Source organism: Luteimonas sp. A534 (assembly GCF_054072805.1).
Genome location: NZ_JBSVRR010000001.1, coordinates 972,118 through 990,454, shown reverse-complemented (window position 1 = coordinate 990,454; position 18,337 = coordinate 972,118). Strand labels below are relative to the sequence as shown.

The following is an 18,337-nucleotide window of genomic DNA, read 5'->3' as shown; positions in this document are numbered from 1 at the left end:
GGCGGCATGGACAGGCGGCGGTTCATCGGTGGCGCGGCGGCAGCGGCCTTGCTGCTGCCACTTGCCGGCGGGCACCGCGCGCTGGCCTCGGTGGGCGGGCGCCTGCTTCCCATGGCGCTGAAGCCGGGCGATACCGTTGCCCTGGTCAGTCCGTCATCGCCCGTCGACGATGCCTTCAACCTGCAGCTTGCGCAGGAAGTGATGGAAGCGCTGGGCTTCAAGGTCAAGGCCGGCGCCCACTACGCGGACAAGCGCGGCCACCTGGCGGGCAGCGATGCCGGGCGCGCGGACGACATCAACACGGCCTTCGCCGATACCGACGTCAACGCCGTGATCTGCGTGCGTGGCGGCTCCGGCGCCGCGCGGCTGTTGCCGCTGCTGGATTACGACCTGATCCGCGCCAATCCGAAGGTGCTGCTCGGGTACTCCGACATCACCGCATTGCACAGCGCGATCCACGCGCAGACGGGGCTCGTCACCTTCCACGGCCCCAACGGCTCCGGCAGCTGGAACAGCTTCAACGCCGACCAGTTCAGGCGCCTGTTCTTCAATCGGGAGTTGATGCAGTACCGGAACGTGGCCGATCGCGGTGACGAGCTGGTGCAGCGCAAGAACCGCACGGTGACGATCACCGGTGGCACGGCGCGCGGCGAGCTGGTCGGCGGCAACCTGACCGTGCTCACGGCGCTGGCCGGCTCGCCCTTCCTGCCGGACTTCAGCGGGAAGATCCTGTTCCTTGAAGACGTGTCTGAGGCACCGTATCGCGTGGACCGCATGCTCAGCACCTTGAAACTGATGGGCGCGCTGGACCGGATCGCGGGCTTCATTTTCGGCGAGTGCACCGATTGCGACCCGGGCGACGGCTACGGTTCGCTGGGACTCGACCAGATCCTCGACGACTACATCAAGCCGCTGGGCATTCCCGCCTACCGCGGCGCGATGATCGGCCACATCCGGCAGCAGTTCATCGTGCCGGTGGGCGGCCGGGTGGAGATGGACGCGGGTGACGGGAGCTTCCGGCTGCTGGAGCCGGTCTTCCAAGGCCAAGCCTAGGCCAGGGTCGGTTGGCACGTCCGGATCGTGTTCGGGAGCATGCGCCGGGGCGTGAAGTGCGTAGGAAGGCAGCGCGGGATCCGGGCGCGGGATGAACGCGAGCGCCGTGCTCGTTGTCGGCTTCACGCGCACCGAATCCCGCGGCTGCTGTCCTTGGTGCCTGCTCAACCAGCAGTCACACGGAGATCCCCCATGCTCGCCAGGCTCATCAAGCTTGCCTTGCTCACCGGCGCCGGCGCCGCTGCGTGGAAAGCGTATTCGCGACGCGACAAATCGCGCGGTTTACTCGGGCAGGCCTTGTACGACGGCGTCGCCGCGGTGGAGGCGGCGCGTTCGGCACAGCTGCGCGGGGCGTCGGCGGAGCTGCGCCGGTTCGCACAGCAGCTGGAACACGACCTTGTGGCGCTCAACCGGGTGCTTGCCGAAGCCGCCGGCAGCGCGCCCCCGAAGCCCGACGCACGCCAGCGGAGCACGCTGCACGAACTCGACCGGAACCAGGGCGAAGCCTACGACCGTGCGTGGCTCCGGCACATGGCGCGCGGCCATGGCCGTGCAATCCGCCTGTACCAGCGCGAGCTCGACCAGGGCGGGCCGGGCGCGCACCTCGCCGGGGAAGCTCTGCCGAAGCTGCGCGAGCACGATCGCAGGATGGCCGCGCTTCGATCCGGCCGCAGTGGCAGTGCATCCGATCCCATCGCAGAGGTGGTAGCGCGCTGAAGGACGAAGGTCCCGGCCGGGCGCGGTAACCTGCGCGCGTGACTCGCTCGCCCCGCCCGATCCGCGACGGCATTCCCGCCAGTCGCCTGCAACTGCCCCCCGGTCCGTGGGGCACCCTGCTGGATGGCCTGTGCGCACGTTTTCCGGCAGTGGACCGGGCGACGTGGTCCGACCGTTTCCGCCGGGGGCGCGTGCTGGATTCGGAGGGACGCGCGCTGGACGACACCACTGCGTACCGCGCCGGCTCGGAGATCCATTACTTCCGCGAAGTTGCCGACGAGCGCTGCATCCCGTTTTCTGAAACGGTGCTGCACGTGGATGAACACCTGGTGGTCGTCGACAAGCCGCACTTCCTGCCGGTCGCTCCCACGGGCGCGTTCGTGCGCGAAACCCTGCTGACACGGCTTGCCACCCGTCTCGACACCGCGGACCTGGTACCGCTTCACCGTATCGACCGCGACACCGCGGGCCTTGTGCTGTTTTCCGTGCGCCGGGACAGTCGGGCGGACTACCAGGCCCTGTTCCGCGAGCGACGCATGCGCAAGGAATACTTCGCCCTCGCGGCCCCGCTGCCGGAGCTCGGGTTCCCGCATGTGCGCCGCAGCCGCCTCGAAGCGGGCGAGCCGTTCTTCCGGATGCGCGAAGTGGCCGGAGAGCCCAACTCCGAAACGCTGATCGACGTTGCCGCGCGCGGGCCGGACGCCTGGTGGTACCGGCTCAAGCCGGTGACGGGACGCAAGCACCAGCTCCGGGTGCACATGGCGGCCCTGGGCGCCCCGATCCAGGGCGATCCGTACTATCCGGTGCTACGTGCGATCGGGGAAGACGACCATGCACGGCCCTTGCAGCTGTTCGCACACGCACTGGAGTTCGTGGATCCGCTGACCGGCGCGCACCGGCGTTTCGAAAGGCCTTCGGACGCAGCGCCGTTCCTGTAAAGCTGCCGCAATGCGGTGTGACTGGCCGGACGCGCTTCGCTAATGTGGCTGCCTGTCATTGCAGCGGAGGCGTGGCCATGCGGCACCTGACCTGGTCCAGGCGCGATGTGTTGGGGGCGATGGCTGCAGGCGCCACCTGCGCGCTGGCCCCGTCGGCGTGCTCCAGGCAACCCATGCCGGGAGCAGACGTGTCCGGACTGCTGTTGCGCGACGTGCTTCTTGTCGACGGCACCGGCGGGCCCGGCCAGCACACCGATGTCAGGATTCGCGGTGATCGCATCGAACACATCGGCCCGTCGTCCGACGCCGATGCACGCGGGCTGCGCGTGGTGCAGGGCGAGGGCCGCGTGCTGGCGCCCGGCTTCATCGACCTGCATACGCACGGCGATCCGCTGGAAGCCGCGTTCACGCCCTTCCTCGCCATGGGTGTGACCACGGTTGTGCTTGGCCAGGACGGCGGCAGCCCCGCGCTGCCGGAGGCGCGGAATGCGCCCGACAGCCTGCCGGCGTGGATGGACGCGGTGGACGCGTCGAACCCGGACATCAACATCGCCACGCTTTCCGGACACGGCACGCTGCGGCGGCGCGCAGGCATCGATGACGGCACGCGCCGGCCCTCGGATACGCAGCTCGAACGGCTGCAGGCGGTCCTGGACGGCGATATGCGCGCCGGGGCGTTCGGTCTCTCCACGGGCCTTGAATACGTGCCGGGCCGCTACGCGGAGATGCGCGAGCTCGCCAGCCTCGGGCCGGTGGTCGCGCGCCATGGCGGCGTGGCGATGAGCCATATGCGTTCCGAGGATGTCGACGACGTGCGTGCGTCGATCCGGGAGCTGGTGGAAGCCGCCGGCCCCGCGCGTGCGCACGTCTCGCACCTGAAGGTGGTGTACGGGAAGGGCGAGGACGCCGCCGTCGAACTGCTCGCCTTCCTGCAGTCGCTGCGCGGGCCGCGGCAGCCGCTCACCGCCGATGCCTATCCCTACGAAGCCAGCTATACGGGCGTGGCGATCCTGTTCCCGGAGTGGGCGCTGCCGCCGGGCGACTACGCGGCGGTGCTGCAGTCGCGGCGCGACGAATTGCGCGCCTGGCTGCAGCAGCGGATGACGCAGCGTGGCGGGCCGTCGGCGCTGCTGTTCGGCACCGGACCGCATGCGGGACGGACGCTGGAGCAGGTGTCGGCGGAGCGCGGCCTTCCCTTCGCCGACGTCCTGCTCGAGATCGGCCCCGGCGGGGGGCAGGCTGCGCACTTCGTGATGGACCGCGCGCTGCAGGACAGGCTGCTGTTGGATCCGCGCGTGGCGGTGGCCTCGGATGGTTCGCCGGGTGGCAGCCATCCACGCGGTGCCGGGACGTTCGCGAAATGGATCGAGGACTTTGCCGTCCGCGACCCGCGGGTGTCGCTGGAAGAAGCCGTGCGCAAGGCGACGTCGCTGCCCGCGTCCATCCTCGGCCTGGCCGACCGCGGCACGGTGCGCGTGGGTGCGATCGCCGATCTGGTGCTGTTCGATCCATCAGCCGTGCGGGCGCGGGCGGACTATGTGCATCCGACCGCTCAAGCTGAGGGCTTCGACCTGGTGGTGGTGAACGGCCGGCCCGTCTACGAAGCCGGGAAGCCGGTCGCACGCGCGGGCCGCATGCTGCGCCGTTCCGCGCGCGGCGGCTCCGCGTGACGGCGGCGCGCAGCCTGGTACTGCGTGGCTGCGCGTCGTGACGGTGAAGCGTCGGGCGTTCCGGATCGGCTGCGTCGGCTGCAAGACGCTTGCCGCAGGTCGCTAGCCGCGCGTGCGGCGGTATTCGCGTATGGCCTGCTCGGGCGTGGGATTGGACATCGCCATGCCGTTGACGAACACCGCCGGCGCGCCGCGCTTGAACACCTCGATGGAGCGCCGGATCGCCGCCTGGTCTTCGCGCGTCGGCTCAACCGCTTCGAACTCGATGCTGGTGCCACGACGCACGGGAACCCCGTCACGTTCCAGTGCGGCCAGCAGCGCTTCGGACCGCTGCGCCTGCTCGGATGGGCAGTTGCGCGGCGCGAGCACCAGCACGACATTGCGCGGCGCGCCCACCGGCATGGCCGCGGGCACGAATCCGTTGGGACTCGGTTCGGCGCCGATCGCGGCAATGGCCGCGTCGGCGGAGCGTTCCTGCCACCACTGCCAGCCGCCGTACAGCGATGCGGCCAAGGCCAGCCAGAGCACGATGCGCATGGAGTTCCCCTTCGATCCCATTCCCTGGCCGCCGACTATAGGGTCCCGGTAGCATTCGCGCATGTCCATCATCCTCACCGACTTCGCCCGCGGGCGCCTGTTCCCGCGTCAGCCGCGTGGCAACACCATCCAGGACTGCACGCCGGAGGCCTTCGAGCACCATCTCAACGAGGTGCCGCCGCTTGAGGTGCTCGATGGCTACGCGCCGTTCTGCAAGCTGCATGTGCATCGCAACTGGACCTCCACCCGCTGCCTGGCGGCGCCGATCACCGACGCCAACCGGCACCTGCTGCGCTCGGACTACGAGGCGCGCACGCGCGACGAACTGCCCGTGCTCGTGCGCTGGTTCGAAGGCCTGGAGCCGCCTGTCGCCGGTTACCTGATCCCGATCCTCTACAGCCGCGCGCAGCTGGAGAAGGAAGGCACGCGCATCAGCGCCGACTGGGGCGTGGTGGGCTGCATGTACACCGCGGAGCCAGATGAAACGCCGATGGCGCCGATCACGATGATGCGCAACGCGCTGGGCGTCGAGGAGGGCGGTTCGGGCGTGCCGGTGGACCGCGAGGCGTATGCGCGCAGCGTGGCGTTCTGGAGCACGCACGCCAACTGGCGCGGGTGAGCGCTGCCGCTCTGCCCATGGGCGGGCATTCCGGCACGTCGCGGCCGGCGGCGCGGCGGAAAGCAGGGCTAGGGATGTCCCCATGCTGCACGGGCCGTGCGGATGGCGTTAGCGTGCAGGTCATCCCGTCCCCCGCACGAGGCGACCGATGAACAAGTTGCTCGCGAGCATGGCGCTCGTCGCCTGCGCTGCGCTGTCCGGCTGTGCAGCCACCGTCCAGCGGCCGGCGGCGCCGGCGGCGGGCATGGACATCCCGGTGCCAGCGACCTCGCGCATCCTCCTGCACGTGAAGGGCACGCCGGAGATGGTGGCCTCCGACGGTTGGCAGGCCTTCCGCGCGGAGTGGCGCAGCGCGATGGCCGCCACGGCTGCCGGGGCCGGGCGGGAGTTCGTCTACCTGGACACCTTGCCGGCGACGTTCGAGATGCCGGGAACGCTGGTCGAAGTGACCATCACGGATTACCGCCATGTGTCCACCGGAGCACGCTACGGGCTGGGCGTGATGACCGGCAACGCCCGCGTCGAGGCCGATGCCGCCTTCTACGTGCTGCCGGGCAGGACCCTGGCTGGCACCCGCGAGTACTCCACCTCGTCCAGCGCGTGGCAGGGGATCTTCGCGGCGATGACGTCCAAGCAGGTCGCGGCGATCACGGAGCAGATGGTGCAGGAGATCGATTCCAGGGAGTGACGCCTCTGGCCCGGGCAACTGAACAGACCCGGCGAGGGTCCTGCAGACGCGCGCGTGATGGTGCTCGCGACGGTGAATCCGTCCTGGTTGCTGCGGCTTCCCGACAGCGAGCGGACGCCGGGGCCAGTTCCCGCCGGCAGCCGCTCAGAGCATCGCAAGCTCGACATTGGCCAGGATGCCGCCGTACTGCTCCCGCAGCCGGACCTTGCGCTCGAAGTCGGCAATGATGTGGCTGCTGAAATCCACGCCGGTCAGCTCCTCGGCCATGTTGATCCCGCCGGGCGTGTCGACGTTCACCTCCATCAGCTTGTCGCCGACGATGTCGAGGCCGGTGAAATACATGCCGTCGCGGATGAGCTTCGGCGCCACGATCTCGGCCAGCCGCAGCGCATCGGCATCGGGGACGGCGAGTTCGACCTTGCCGCCGGCGCTGATGTTGCTGCGCGCGTCGCCGCTGTCGTTGTAGCGGCGGAAGCAGGCGTACTGGCCATCCACCTGGAGTGGCCGGCCATTGAGGGTCAGCAGGCGCAGGTCGCCGTCGGCGGCCTTGGGCAGGTACTCCTGGGCGATGGCGTAGCCGTCACGGGTCACCGCTTCGATCATCTGGTTGAGGTTGCCGCCGTCGTCCTCCCGGACCACGAACACGCCCTGGCCGCCGGAACCCTGCAGCGGCTTGATCACACCGCGGTTGCCATGGGTGGCGATGAAGTCGCGGATCTCGTCGGCGTCGCGGCTGATGCAGGTCACCGGCCGCACCTCTTCCGGGAAATGCTGGAAGTAGGTCTTGTTGGATGCATTGGTGAGGTGGAAGGGATCGTTGAGCACGATCACGCCGCGGCGGGTCACCAGCTGCGCGAACAGCAGCGCGCTGGTCGGTGCCCAAGGCCGCTCGACCTGTTCCGGCGCGGGGTCGCTGCGCAGCATCAGCACGTCGAGCTCCTCGACGTTGATCCGTTCGGTGGCGGCGTCCTCGTCCTGTATCTCTTCCAGCATTGCGTTGTCGTCGGCGTAATCCTGCCCGGCGGGCATGTGCGCCTTGGCGCGCACGGTGCCGTTGGCGTCGTAGACGAACCCGTCGAGTCCGATCAGGGCCACGCTGTGCCCCAGGTTGGCGGCGGTGCGCGCGAGGCGGATGGTGGTGTAGTTGTCCTGCTCGGTGGCGACGTCGTTGACGACGAATCCGATGCGCAGCGGTCGGTCGGTCATGCGGGCGGTTCCTGGAAGGCCGGAGGGGCGGGCTGGTGGTGGTGGTGGAGGTCTTCGACGCCGATGTCGCGGCACTGGTCGAGTGCGCGCGTGAAGCCGGCAGCGGTGGCATAGCGCGGTAGCAGTGCAGGGGGCAGCACCCAGCCGGCTTCGACCAGTTGCTCCAGCACCACCAGGTGCGTGAGTGCGAACTTGCCGGCGAACAGCGGCTCGAAGGCGCCGCCGCCACGCAGGTGGTCGAGCAGGTCGCGCAGCCCGCGCAGGTAGACGGCATCCTTGGTCAGGCCGCCCCCGCGGCGCGCACGCACGGCGACGTCGAAGGCGTCTTCGGTCGGGAACCCGTGCTCCTGGTGCAGGCAGGCGAAGATTTCCGGGATGTCGCGGTCGCGGATGGCCATGTCGGCGGCGACCACGCGGCCGGCCAGTACGCGCAGGCGTTCGCCGGGAAGGTAGCCGGCCATGTATTCGGCCAGCACGCCCAGGCCTTCCTGCAGCGGATCGTAGTGCGCCAGCCCGACGGCGAGCTGCCGCAGCGGCTGGCGCAGCCCGTTGTAGCGGGTGACCACGTGGGTGCCGACTTCGTGCTGCACCAGCGGCTGCAGCCGTGCATGCGGCAGGCGCAGCTGCGCGTCGAGGTACAGCCGGCCGTGCGAGACCATCATCAGCGAGCCGATGTCGGCATCGACGACGATGTCGAGGCGGAAATCCGGCGCGCGCTCGCAGTACCAGGCGACTTCGTCCTCCACGGCGGCGACGACCGCGTCGACGCCGATGTCGGCCTCGAGCGGCTCGCTGTCATCGACGCCAGCGAGGATCGCTTGGGCCAGTTCGAGCAGGCCCGGCTCCACGCCGCCGAACAGGTCGATGCTGGCCGACACGAAGCCCCGGGTGCCGCGCAGCCGCACCAGTTCGATCATGCGGTCGAGTTCGCGCTGCTTCTCGCCCAGCACGCCGGCGAGCAGCGATGATTCGATGCGCTCCACCGGGAGGTCGAGCAGCCGCCTGCGCATCGCCGCGAGGTCGAGCGTCGGCTCGGCATAGCGCAGCGGCGACACGCGCGTGTGCCCGCTTGCCACGAACTCCTCCCACAGCGCATCGGTGCCCAGGGGCGTGAGCGCGAGCAGCCAGTCGAGGCCGGCATCGATGTCGGCGAGCGCGGCATCCACTTCCGCCGCCACGGGGGGCAGGGAGCGCACGCCCGGCGCACCCGTGACCGTGCTCACTGCCGTGCCTCGAAGTCCGGGCGCACCGCGTCCACCGCTGCCTGCAGGCCGTCGCGCAGCGCATACAGCGCGGCGATGTCGGCCTGCCCGGTGTGTTCGTCCATGAAGATCTTCTTGTACTCGGGCGAGATCGTGCAGACCCGCGCGCCCCAGCGCGCATACACCCATTCCGGGAAGTCGCCGCCGGTGGGGAAGCGCACGTTGGCGCGCACGTCCGGTGCGCGCCCATGGAGGGGCGTGGCGCGCAGCGCGGCCGCAAAGCGTTCGCAGACCGCGGCCCAGCGCTCCGGATCAGCGGTGGTGAGGCCGAGCTCGATGTCGGGGTTGGCGTCCTGTGGCGCCGGCGCCGCGTCGGGCCCGTCGCGACGATGGTTGTAGCTGTGCAGGTCGATCAGCAGCACCGCCTCCCAGCGTTGCAGCAGCCGGTCCAGCAGCTCCGCCACCATCGCGTGGAAGCGGTCCCAGCTGGCGAGCGAACGTTCGATTTCGGCATCGGGAAGCGTGCCGCGCCAGGCTTCAAGTCCCCAGCAATCCTCCGGCCGCGCGTACACGGCCGCGGTGCGCGGTCGATTGAGGTCAAGCTCGAAGCGCGAGGTCGGGACCTGGATGCGCACGTCGCCAACGGCGGTCAGGACTCCGGTCAGCGGATCTTCCTCGCGAAACCGCACGTCGTCGGGCAGCGCAAGCAGCGATTGCAGCGAAGGCCGGATGGCATGGCCGTCGTGGATGGCGGTGGCCACCACGGGGCCGTCGGCCACCGCGATGTTCCATTCGCGCGCCGCGGCGGTGGGGACGGGCGGTTGGCCATCCTGGAAATAGCGGGCCTGCGGTGCCGGGGTCTCGGGTCGCGTCATGGCGGCAAATGTTCGCAGCGGGGCAATGATCGCGCCGTGACCGCGCTGTACCGTGGTCACCGCCGGTCCTGTGCTAGTGTCCGCGACGCGACGGCGCGGGCACGCATCCATCCCGCGGTCGGCATCGGAAGCCGGGGTGGTTCATTGGGGGGGAGACTTGGATGTCGGTACTGCTTGATCTGTTGGATACCCGCGGCGGCGATGCCGTGTTGGCGATGCCGTACGTCATCAGGGCCTGCGACTAGGCCCTGCGGCCGAGCTCGACCGACGTCATGTGCCGGCTGATTCGGACCACGTTGCTGCTGCTGGCATTTGCCGGCATGCCGGCGTTCGCGAACGACGCGCTGGAAGCGGAAGTCAGGGACATCGAGCGGCTGGCGGTCACTGCGCACTGGCGGCAGTCGGACGTAAGGATCGAAGGCCTCGCGCCGCGGCTGGACGACTTCAGCCCGGAGCAACGGCAGCGCCTGGAGTTCGTCCGCCTGCGCAACCTGGCGGTGTCGACGCGCGAGCAGGAATCGTTGGAGGGCTTCGTCGAGCTGCTGCACGAGGACCTGTCGGCGCAGCTGCGCGTGCGCGTGTACACCACGGCCATCAGCGTGGCGGCCAATATCGAGGACTGGCCGCTGGCCTTTGCCTGGCTGGGCGAAGCCCTGACGTACCTGGCGGACGCGCCCTCGGAGTCGGGCAGGCTCATGGGCGTGGCCAGCTATCTGCACACGCTGGTCGGCGAAACCGCGAAGGCGCGGGAGCTGGCCCTGCGCGGCCTGGAACTGGTCGAGTCACAGGGAGACGCGCGGGCGGTATGCCTGGCCGTGTCCGACGTGGCGCTTGCCGAGGACCATGCGCGCAACTACCGCGAATCGGAGACCTGGCGGTTGCGGCAGATCGAGGAATGCACCCGTGCGGGCGACATGATCTTCATCGCCAACGCCAAATACGGCGTCGGCAAGATGCTCGCCGCCCAGGGCAAGCATTCGGAGGCCCTGGGCTGGGGGCGCCAGGCGATCGCCGAGTTCGAGGCCGCGGGCTTTGCCGCCGGCGCCTGGAGCGCGAAACTCGTGGTAGCCGAAAGCCTGACCACGCTTGGCCGCGGCCATGGCGAAGCGCAGGTGCTGCTCACGCAGGCGCTGGCGCACTACAGGGAAAAAGGCGCCCAGTTCGCCATCGCGGAAACCGAGCAGCTGCTGGGCGACCTGGCCGAACGACGCGGCGACCTGCGCGAGGCGCTTGCCCATCGCAAGTTCGCCGCCACGGCGCTGGAAGCCGCCGAAGCCATCACCCGCGAGCGCCAGCTCGCCTACCTGCAGGTCGAGTTCGACACCCGCCTGAAGGAGCAGCAGATCGCGCTGCTGGAAGCCGAGAAAGAGCTTGCCGCGCTCCAGGTCACCGCCACCCAGCGCCGGCAGTGGCTGCTGGGCCTGGGCATGTTCGCGCTGCTGGTCACCGCTGTCCTGCTGGCCATCCTGTTGCGGCATTCGTTCCTCGAACGCGGCCGCTACCGGCGGCAGTCCGAACGTGACGGTCTGACCGGGCTGTTCAACTACCAGCAGATCCGCAGGCGCGGCGAGGCGGCCTTCGTGCGTGCTCGCAACAACCGGCGCCCGTTCACCGCGATCGTTGCCGACATCGATCTGTTCAAGCAGGTCAACGACAGCTACGGACATGCCGCGGGCGACGAGGCCTTGCGCTCGCTAGGCGACTGGATCAGCGAAGTCGTCGAAGGACGCGGCATTGCCGGCCGCAGCGGTGGCGACGAGTTCACCATCCTGCTGGAGGGTTCGGCGTCGGAGGCCGAAGCGCTGCTGGATCGCCTGCGCGCGCGGCTGGAGCCGATCACCGTGTTCGGGCAGACCTTCGGCTTCGACCTCAGCGCCGGGCTGTGCCAGGACGACGGCGACAGCGCCACCCTGGAACAGCTGCTGCACAAGGCCGACCAGGCCTTGTACCGCGCCAAGCACGACGGCCGCGACCGCGTGGCCTGAGTGGGCCAGGCTAGTTGCGCTCCAGCAGGCGTTTGCGCGGCATCCGCTCCTCGCGCATGGCGGCGTGGTAGGCGAAGGTCGCGACGATCGCCGCGGCCTGCTTCAGGTCCTCGGGCTCGATGTGGTCCCAGGTGTCCAGGTGGGTGTGGTGGACATTGGTGAAGTAGTCCAGGCGGTCCTGGATGAACTGGAAGCCGGGCAGGCCGACGCGGTCGAAGGCGATGTGGTCGGTGCTGCCGGTGTTGCGCGTGGCCACGGTGGTGGCGCCGACATCGTGGAAGGGCGCAAGCCAGGCTTCGAAGATCGGCACGGCGGCCAGGTTTTCCTGCGCGTAGATACCGCGGAAGCGGCCGGAGCCGTTGTCCATGTTGAAGTACGCCGAGAAGCGGTCGTAGTCGCGCTGCTTCTGCAGCGGGCCGGTGGGCTCGCGCAGCGAGCCGGGCAGCGCCTTCTGCGTCGGATCGGTGGGTTCGGGGTACGCGGCGAAGTGGCGTGACACGTAATCCTGCGAACCGATCAGGCCCTGCTCCTCGCCGCTCCACAGCGCCACGCGGATGGTGCGGTCGGGGCGGGCGCCCACCGCCTTGAGGATGCGCATGGCTTCCATCATCACGGCCACGCCAGCGGCGTTGTCGGCGGCGCCGGTACCGGTGTGCCAGGAGTCCATGTGGGCGCCGAGCATGACGATCTCCCCGGCCTTGCGGCCGCGGCCGGGGATCTCGGCGATGGTGTTGTAGCCGGGCTGGTCGGCTACGTCGGTGAAGCGGGCATCGACCCGGACGCGCAGGCGCACGGTGTCGCCGCGCTCGAGCGCCCGCACCAGCGGATTGAAGTGCTCGGCGATCATCGCAAGCTCCGGGATGCCCACCGGCTCGCCGGCCTTGCGCGAACCGCCACCGGCGACGCGGATGATGCCGTTGTCCCAGCTGCTGATGCTGATCGCGGCCAGCGCGCCTTCCTCGGCGAAGAAGGTATTGATCGCCCGGGCGAGTTCCTGGCGTTCGCTGTACTCCTTGACCCGCTTGGCGCGGTCGCTGGCGGCGGTCTTGGGCACCGTGAACTGCTGCAGGCCTTCCAGCGAGGTAGCGTCGTGGCGCTGCGAATCGGGCTCGCTGCCGCGCTTGTATTCGCGCGCCTCGCCCAGCAGCAGGATCTTGCCGGCCAGCTTGCCGCGGTAGGTGTCGATGTCGGCCAGCTTCTTGATCTCGACATGCACCAGCTCGCCTTCCACCGCGCCGTCAGTGCCCGGGGTCCAGGCCTTGGGCAGGGCGTGCAGCGGCTGCACGCGGTCGCTGAGCATCTCCACGCTGGCGTGGCTGAACTCCCAGCCTCGCCCGAAGTCGTCGAACGCGTCGTCGTGGACGTTGGACAGGCCCCACTCGGTGAACCTGGCGCGCGTCCAGGCGTTGGCCTCGGCCATCTGCGGCGAGTTGGTCAGGCGGGCGCCGATGTTCTCGGTGAGATGGCTGAAGGTGGCCATCACCTGGGAGTTGTGGAAGGCCTCCTGGCGGATGCGGCTGACCATGTCGAGGTCGACGGGCTCGGTGGCCGCGGCGAGGCCGCTGGCCCCCAGGCAGAACACCATCAGGCAACGCTTCAACATCGGGATCCCCTCTGCGCCCGGGGCGCTGGAAACCGACAACTCTAGCGAAGAGGCAGCCGCGGTTCACCGGTCGTTAGTCACGCCGGCGGGGTCGGTTTTGCTACGCTTCCGCCCCCGATTCCCGAATGCCTGGCCGGTGTCCCCGATGTCCCTGATGCGCGCCGCGCTGGTGCTGTTGCTGATCGTCCTCAATACCCTGGTGCACGCGGTGCCGCTGCTGCTGGTGGCCGTGGGCAAGGCGCTGCTGCCGATCGAGGGCGTGCGGCGGGCCATCAACCGCCTGCTGGCGGTGCTCGCGGAAAGCTGGATCGGCGCCAACGGCGCGATGGTCGACAGCCTTACCGGCACCCGCTTCCAGGTGAGCGGGGACGCGGCGCTGCAGGCCGATGGCCACTACCTTGTGCTGGCCAACCACCAGAGCTGGGTCGACATCGTGGTGCTGCAGAAGGTGTTCAACCGGCGCATCCCGCTGCTGCGCTTCTTCCTCAAGCGCCAGCTGTTCTGGGTGCCGGTGCTGGGACTGGCGTGGTGGGCGCTGGATTTCCCCTTCATGGGCCGCTACACCCGCAAGGAGATCGCGAGGAACCCCGAGCTTGGCAAGCGCGACATGGAAGCCACGCGCCGTGCCTGCGAAAAATTCCGGGCGCTGCCGGTCGCAGTGATGAACTTCGTCGAGGGCACGCGCTTCACGCCCGACAAGCACGCGCGGCAGGCCTCACCCTACCGGCACCTGCTCAAGCCCAAGTCGGGCGGCGTGGCCTTCGTGATCGATGCGATGGGCGACGCCCTGCATGCCGTCCTGGACGTCACCATCGCCTATCCCGCCGGCCGGCCCACGATGATGGACCTCATGGGCGGGCGCATCCCGGAGGTGCGCGTGCACGTGCGGCAGCGCCCGATCCCGACCGAAGTGATGGCAGGCCGCTACCAGGACGACCGCGTCGTGCGCGCCCGCTTCCAGCAGTGGATGAACGGGGTGTGGCAGGAAAAGGATGCGGACATGGAGCAGATGCTGGGGCCTGTCCGGCATCTGTAAGCGCTTGCGCGGGCGCTGATACCGCCTCGCTCAGGCAGGCGTGTCCTGCGCCGGGGCGTCGTCGCCCTTGGCCGCTTCGCGTTCGGCGCGCTTCTTGGCGTCCTTCGCGTCCTGCTTCTTCTTCTTTGCCAGCTCGCGCTGGCGCTTTTCAAACGAGTAGTTTGGCTTGGCCATGGGTCATCCGTCGTGATCAGAACGTCCATTGTACGAAAACGGGCGATCCGGGGCCTCCGCGCCCACTCGGCAGGCCTGCATCTAGAACATCTGCAGCGGAATCCCGCGGGCGTTGCGGTCCGAATAGTCTTCGCGCAGTGCCCGGCAATAGGCGCCGCCCATCACAAACCGCCTGCAGACGTCGGGACGTGATTCATAGATCGAGCAGCCGCCGCCGGCGGGATCGACCGCCACGCACCAGCCGAATTCGTCCCGGGCCATGACATGCAGGCCGGCGTCGGTCCAGGTGGTGAGGTGGTCGGCGATACGGTCTTCGGCTTGCAGGACCACGGTCATGCGGCAGCAGACAGCGTCGCAGGACGCGCAGTGATGGACGTCGGCGCTCATGCGCCGTCGTGCGTCAGGTTCATGGGGCTTTCCGATGCGGGGGGTGGGCGCACCTTAGACCAAGCGGTGCCCTCCGGGTGGAAATGTGGCCGCAGGGGCCTACATCCCGCGTTCAGCCGGGACTTTTGTCCCGTGCCAAGTGGCGCGGGGCTGGCTAAGTTGGGCGGGTTTATCTCCTGGATGCCGACCGCATGTCCCGAAACGCCCTTGCCCTCGCGCTCGCCTGCGCGCTTGCCTCGTTCCCCGTCCTCGCCCAGGACCCGCCTGCGCCGCCGCCGCAGGACAAGGCGGAGCAGCAGGAAAACCGCGATGACAACGTCGAACTGGAACAGGACGCGCTGGACGCCGCCGGCGTGGACGAGGCACGGGCGCCCCTCGAGAGCGCGCGCGGCCTGCGCGAGGACGCGGATGGCACCGACGAGGCCGCCAAGTGGAACGTGGAATCCACCCAGGGCCAGGCGAAGACGGTGCGCTTCGAGACCGGCGAAGGCACCTGGATGGACGTCGACGTCTCGCCCGACGGCCGCCAGCTGGTGTTCTCGCTGCTCGGCGACATCTACCGCACGCCGATCGCCGGTGGCGCCGCCACCCGCATCACCACCGGTCGCGCCTGGGACATCCAGCCGCGCTGGTCGCCCGATGGCCGCCGCATCGCCTTCACCTCCGACCGCAGCGGTGGCAACAACATCTGGACGGTGGCTGCCGACGGCAGCGATGCGCGCCAGGTCACCGAGGAGACCTTCCGCCTGATCAACAACCCGGCCTGGACGCCGGACGGCGAATACATCGTGGCCCGCAAGCACTTCACCTCCACGCGCTCGCTTGGCGCGGGCGAGCTGTGGCTGTATCACGCCGGCGGCACCAGCGCCGGCATCCAGCTGGTGGAAAAGGCCAACGAGCAGCAGGACCTCGGCGAGCCCTCCGTGTCGCCGGACGGACGCCATGTCTATTTCTCCCAGGACGTCAGCCCCGGGCCGAGCTTCGAGTACAACCGTGACCCGCACGGCGTGATCTACGCGATCAAGCGCTTCGACCGGCAGACCGGCAAGACCGAGACCGTGGTCGCGACGCCGGGCGGCGCGGTGCGTCCGCAGGTGTCGCCCGATGGCAAGTCGCTGGCCTTCGTCAAGCGCGTGCGCGATGCGAGCGTGCTGCACCACCTGGACCTGGCGAGTGGCGAGGTGCGCCCGGTCTGGGACGGCCTCAGCCACGACCAGCAGGAAGCCTGGGCGATCTTCGGGCCCTACAGCGGGTTCGACTGGACGCCGGATTCGCGCGCGGTGGTGGTCTGGGCGCAGGGCGGGCTGTGGCGCGTGGACATGGGCAGTGGCGCGGCGACGAATATCCCGTTCACGGCGCAGGTGGAGCAGGTGGTCTCGGAGCCGCTGCGGTTCGCGCAGTCGCTGCCCGAGGGCCGCTTCAACCCGCGCATGATCCGTGACGTGGCTACCTCCGCCGATGGCGGCACCCTGGTGTTCCATGCGCTGGGCCAGCTCTGGCGCAAGCCGCTGCCCGGCGGCACCCCGGCGCGCCTCACCGGCAATCGCGACGTTTACGAATACCAGCCGAGCTTCAGCGCCGACGGCCGCCAGCTGCTCTACACCACGTGGTCCGATGCTGCGCTCGGCGCGATCCACGTGCGCGGCGCCAGCGGCAGCGGCGCCGGGCGCAAGCTCACGCAGGAGCCTGGCTTCTACTACCACCCGCGCTTTTCGCCCGATGCCCGCCACGTGGTCTACAGCCGCAGCAGCGGCGGCGGCCTGACGGGAAGCCTGTGGTCGGGCGACCGTGGCATCTACGTCGTGCCCACGGCCGGCGGCAAGCCGGTGCGCGTGGCCGAGACCGGCCAGTCGCCGCAGTTCAACCACGACGGCACGCGCGTGCTCTACCTCACCGGCGGCGGCATGGAGAAGAAGCTGATGTCGGTGGGCCTGCACGGCGAAGAGCCGCGCGCGGTGTTCGACCTGAAGTACGTGGACTCCGTGCAGATCAGCCCCGACGGCAAATGGGTGGCCTTCACCGAGCTCTTCAACGCCTACGTGGCACCGATGCCGGAAACCGGCCGCAGCATCACGCTCGACCGCAAGACCAAGGCGCTGCCGGTGCGCCCGGTCAGCGCCGACGTCGGCAGCTACCTGCACTGGGCGGCGGACTCGGGCTCGCTGCACTGGATGGTCGGCGACCGCTACCACTCGCGCCGGCTCGACCAGACCTTCCCCTTCCTGCCCGGCGCGCCGCAGGAGATCGCTGCGCCGGCACCAGGCGGCGGTACCGCCGTGGGACTCGAGGCGCCGGTGTACGCGCCGCGCGACGTGGTGGCCTTCACCAATGCCCGTATCGTCACCATGCGCAATGCCGAAGACGGGGAAGAGGTGATCGAGAACGGCACCATCGTGCTCGACGGCAACACCATCGCGGCGGTGGGCGCGGCGGGCTCCGTGCAGGTGCCTGCCGGAGCGAACGTGATCGATGTCTCCGGCAAGACCATCGTGCCCGGCATCATCGATGTCCACGCGCACGCCTCGAACTTCGGCCAGGGCGTGGTGCCGCAGCAGAACTGGGCCTACTACGCCAACCTCGCGTTCGGCATCACCACCCTGCACGATCCTTCGGCGACGACCGAGTTCGTGTTCTCGCAGGCCGAGCTGCTGCAGGCCGGGCGCATGGTCGGTCCGCGCATGATGTCGACCGGCACGATCCTGTACGGCGCCGACGGCGGCTTCAAGGCCGAGATCGATTCCCTCGACGACGCGCGCAGCCACCTGCGCCGGATGCAGGCCAACGGCGCGTTCTCGGTGAAGAGCTACAACCAGCCGCGCCGCGACCAGCGCCAGCAGGTCAACCAGGCCGCGCGCGAACTGGGCATGCTGGTGGTCGAGGAGGGCGGCTCCACCTTCCACCACAACATGACCATGATCCTGGACGGCGCCACCGGCATCGAGCACAACCTGCCGATCGCGCCGCTCTACGACGACGTCGTGAATCTGTGGAAGGAAACCGACGTGCGCAACACGCCGACGCTCGTGGTCAGCTATGGCGGCCTGTCCGGCGAGTACTGGTTCTACGCCCGCGACAATGTGTGGGAAGACGCCAAGCTCAACCGCTTCTTCCCGCGCGAGACCCTGGACGCGCGCAGCATCCGCCGCGAGATCGCGCCGGACTGGGACTACCACCACATCGAGGTGGCGAAGGCGCTCAAGGGCCTGCGCGATGCCGGGGTCAAGGTGCAGGTGGGCGGCCACGGCCAACTGCAGGGCATGGCCACGCACTGGGAGATCTGGATGCTCACCCAGGGCGGCTTCAGCAACTTCGAGGCGCTGCGCGCGGCCACCATCGACGGCGCCGACTACATCGGCTTCGGCGCGCAGCTGGGTTCGCTCGAGGTCGGCAAGCGCGCGGACCTGGTGGTGCTCGACGGCAACCCGCTGGACAACATCCGCCACACCGCCGACACGCGCTACGTGATGGTCGATGGCCGCTTGTTCGACGTCGCCGCAGACATGGCGGAAATCGGCAACCAGGCCGTGCCCGCACCGGAGTTCTACTGGCAGCACCATCGGCAGGGACAGGCGTTCGGCGAGAGCTTCGGCCCGACCTCGGTCTGCCACGGAGTGCATTGATCGCCACCCGCGAACGCCGGCGGCCCA

16 protein-coding genes are annotated in these 18,337 nt (G+C 69.3%); 9 read left to right on the top strand and 7 right to left on the bottom strand.

What is annotated here, in order from left to right; genetic code table 11:
- Nucleotides 1-6: 6 nt before the first annotated feature.
- The 4 genes from ACW5F0_RS04505 (at nt 7) to ACW5F0_RS04490 (ending at nt 4,378) form a co-directional block, all read left to right on the top strand.
- Complete coding sequence (locus ACW5F0_RS04505; RefSeq protein ID WP_456964821.1) at nt 7-1,053, top strand: S66 peptidase family protein; 1,047 nt, start codon at nt 7-9, stop codon at nt 1,051-1,053.
- Nucleotides 1,054-1,245: 192 nt separating this feature from the next.
- On the top strand, nt 1,246-1,770 hold the full coding sequence (locus tag ACW5F0_RS04500) for a DUF4142 domain-containing protein (protein ID WP_456999122.1): 525 nt from the start codon (nt 1,246-1,248) through the stop codon (nt 1,768-1,770).
- A 38-nt stretch (nt 1,771-1,808) separates the two neighbouring features.
- Entirely contained in the window at nt 1,809-2,708 is a 900-nt protein-coding gene (locus tag ACW5F0_RS04495) for a pseudouridine synthase (RefSeq protein ID WP_456964819.1), read from the top strand.
- Nucleotides 2,709-2,896: 188 nt separating this feature from the next.
- Nucleotides 2,897-4,378, top strand: a complete 1,482-nt coding sequence (locus tag ACW5F0_RS04490) for an N-acyl-D-amino-acid deacylase family protein (protein WP_456999121.1) — start codon at nt 2,897-2,899, stop codon at nt 4,376-4,378.
- A 102-nt stretch (nt 4,379-4,480) separates the two neighbouring features.
- Here ACW5F0_RS04490 and ACW5F0_RS04485 read toward each other — a convergent pair whose 3' ends face one another.
- Nucleotides 4,481-4,915 carry a hypothetical protein gene (locus ACW5F0_RS04485; RefSeq protein WP_456964817.1) on the bottom strand — a complete coding sequence of 145 codons (435 nt, stop codon included), beginning with the start codon at nt 4,913-4,915 and terminating at the stop codon, nt 4,481-4,483.
- A 61-nt stretch (nt 4,916-4,976) separates the two neighbouring features.
- On the opposite strand from ACW5F0_RS04485, the gene ACW5F0_RS04480 reads away from it, so the two are divergent.
- Together ACW5F0_RS04480 and ACW5F0_RS04475 are read left to right on the top strand one after the other, a co-directional pair.
- The gene (locus ACW5F0_RS04480) at nt 4,977-5,534 is read left to right on the top strand and encodes a DUF3228 family protein (RefSeq protein WP_456999120.1); all 558 of its coding nucleotides are present in this window, start codon (nt 4,977-4,979) and stop codon (nt 5,532-5,534) included.
- A gap of 148 nt (nt 5,535-5,682) precedes the next feature.
- Nucleotides 5,683-6,222: a hypothetical protein gene (locus ACW5F0_RS04475; protein WP_456964815.1), complete on the top strand. Its 540-nt coding sequence runs from the start codon at nt 5,683-5,685 to the stop codon at nt 6,220-6,222.
- Between the two features lie 144 nt (nt 6,223-6,366).
- On the opposite strand, the gene ACW5F0_RS04470 is transcribed toward ACW5F0_RS04475, so the two are convergent.
- Genes ACW5F0_RS04470 through ACW5F0_RS04460 form a run of 3 tightly spaced genes read right to left on the bottom strand, consistent with a single transcriptional unit; the run spans nt 6,367 to nt 9,505 of the window.
- The gene (locus tag ACW5F0_RS04470; protein WP_456999118.1) at nt 6,367-7,428 is read right to left on the bottom strand and encodes an ATP-grasp domain-containing protein; all 1,062 of its coding nucleotides are present in this window, start codon (nt 7,426-7,428) and stop codon (nt 6,367-6,369) included.
- Nucleotides 7,425-8,651, bottom strand: coding sequence for a flavohemoglobin expression-modulating QEGLA motif protein (locus tag ACW5F0_RS04465; protein ID WP_456999117.1), 1,227 nt, complete (start codon nt 8,649-8,651; stop codon nt 7,425-7,427). The genes ACW5F0_RS04470 and ACW5F0_RS04465 overlap by 4 nt, the downstream gene beginning before the upstream one ends.
- On the bottom strand, nt 8,648-9,505 hold the full coding sequence (locus tag ACW5F0_RS04460; RefSeq protein ID WP_456964812.1) for an N-formylglutamate amidohydrolase: 858 nt from the start codon (nt 9,503-9,505) through the stop codon (nt 8,648-8,650). The genes ACW5F0_RS04465 and ACW5F0_RS04460 overlap by 4 nt, the downstream gene beginning before the upstream one ends.
- A 272-nt stretch (nt 9,506-9,777) precedes the next feature.
- Here ACW5F0_RS04460 and ACW5F0_RS04455 point away from each other — a divergent pair, with 272 nt between their 5' ends.
- A complete protein-coding gene (locus ACW5F0_RS04455) occupies nt 9,778-11,490 on the top strand; it encodes a diguanylate cyclase (protein WP_456999116.1) in 1,713 nt (570 codons plus the stop codon).
- Nucleotides 11,491-11,500: 10 nt separating this feature from the next.
- Here the strand turns inward: ACW5F0_RS04455 and ACW5F0_RS04450 are convergent, their stop codons facing one another.
- Complete coding sequence (locus ACW5F0_RS04450) at nt 11,501-13,093, bottom strand: M20/M25/M40 family metallo-hydrolase (RefSeq protein WP_456999115.1); 1,593 nt, start codon at nt 13,091-13,093, stop codon at nt 11,501-11,503.
- Nucleotides 13,094-13,238: 145 nt separating this feature from the next.
- Between ACW5F0_RS04450 and ACW5F0_RS04445 the strand changes: the two genes are divergently transcribed.
- Nucleotides 13,239-14,129: an acyltransferase gene (locus ACW5F0_RS04445; protein WP_456964809.1), complete on the top strand. Its 891-nt coding sequence runs from the start codon at nt 13,239-13,241 to the stop codon at nt 14,127-14,129.
- A 30-nt stretch (nt 14,130-14,159) separates the two neighbouring features.
- Here the strand turns inward: ACW5F0_RS04445 and ACW5F0_RS04440 are convergent, their stop codons facing one another.
- Together ACW5F0_RS04440 and ACW5F0_RS04435 are read right to left on the bottom strand one after the other, a co-directional pair.
- Nucleotides 14,160-14,303, bottom strand: coding sequence for a hypothetical protein (locus ACW5F0_RS04440; protein ID WP_456964808.1), 144 nt, complete (start codon nt 14,301-14,303; stop codon nt 14,160-14,162).
- 81 nt (nt 14,304-14,384) lie between these two features.
- The gene (locus ACW5F0_RS04435; protein ID WP_456964807.1) at nt 14,385-14,690 is read right to left on the bottom strand and encodes a YkgJ family cysteine cluster protein; all 306 of its coding nucleotides are present in this window, start codon (nt 14,688-14,690) and stop codon (nt 14,385-14,387) included.
- A 191-nt stretch (nt 14,691-14,881) separates the two neighbouring features.
- Here ACW5F0_RS04435 and ACW5F0_RS04430 point away from each other — a divergent pair, with 191 nt between their 5' ends.
- Nucleotides 14,882-18,310 (top strand): amidohydrolase family protein, encoded by a 3,429-nt coding sequence (locus tag ACW5F0_RS04430; RefSeq protein WP_456999114.1) that lies wholly within the window; start codon nt 14,882-14,884, stop codon nt 18,308-18,310.
- The last annotated feature ends 27 nt before the right edge of the window (nt 18,311-18,337 follow it).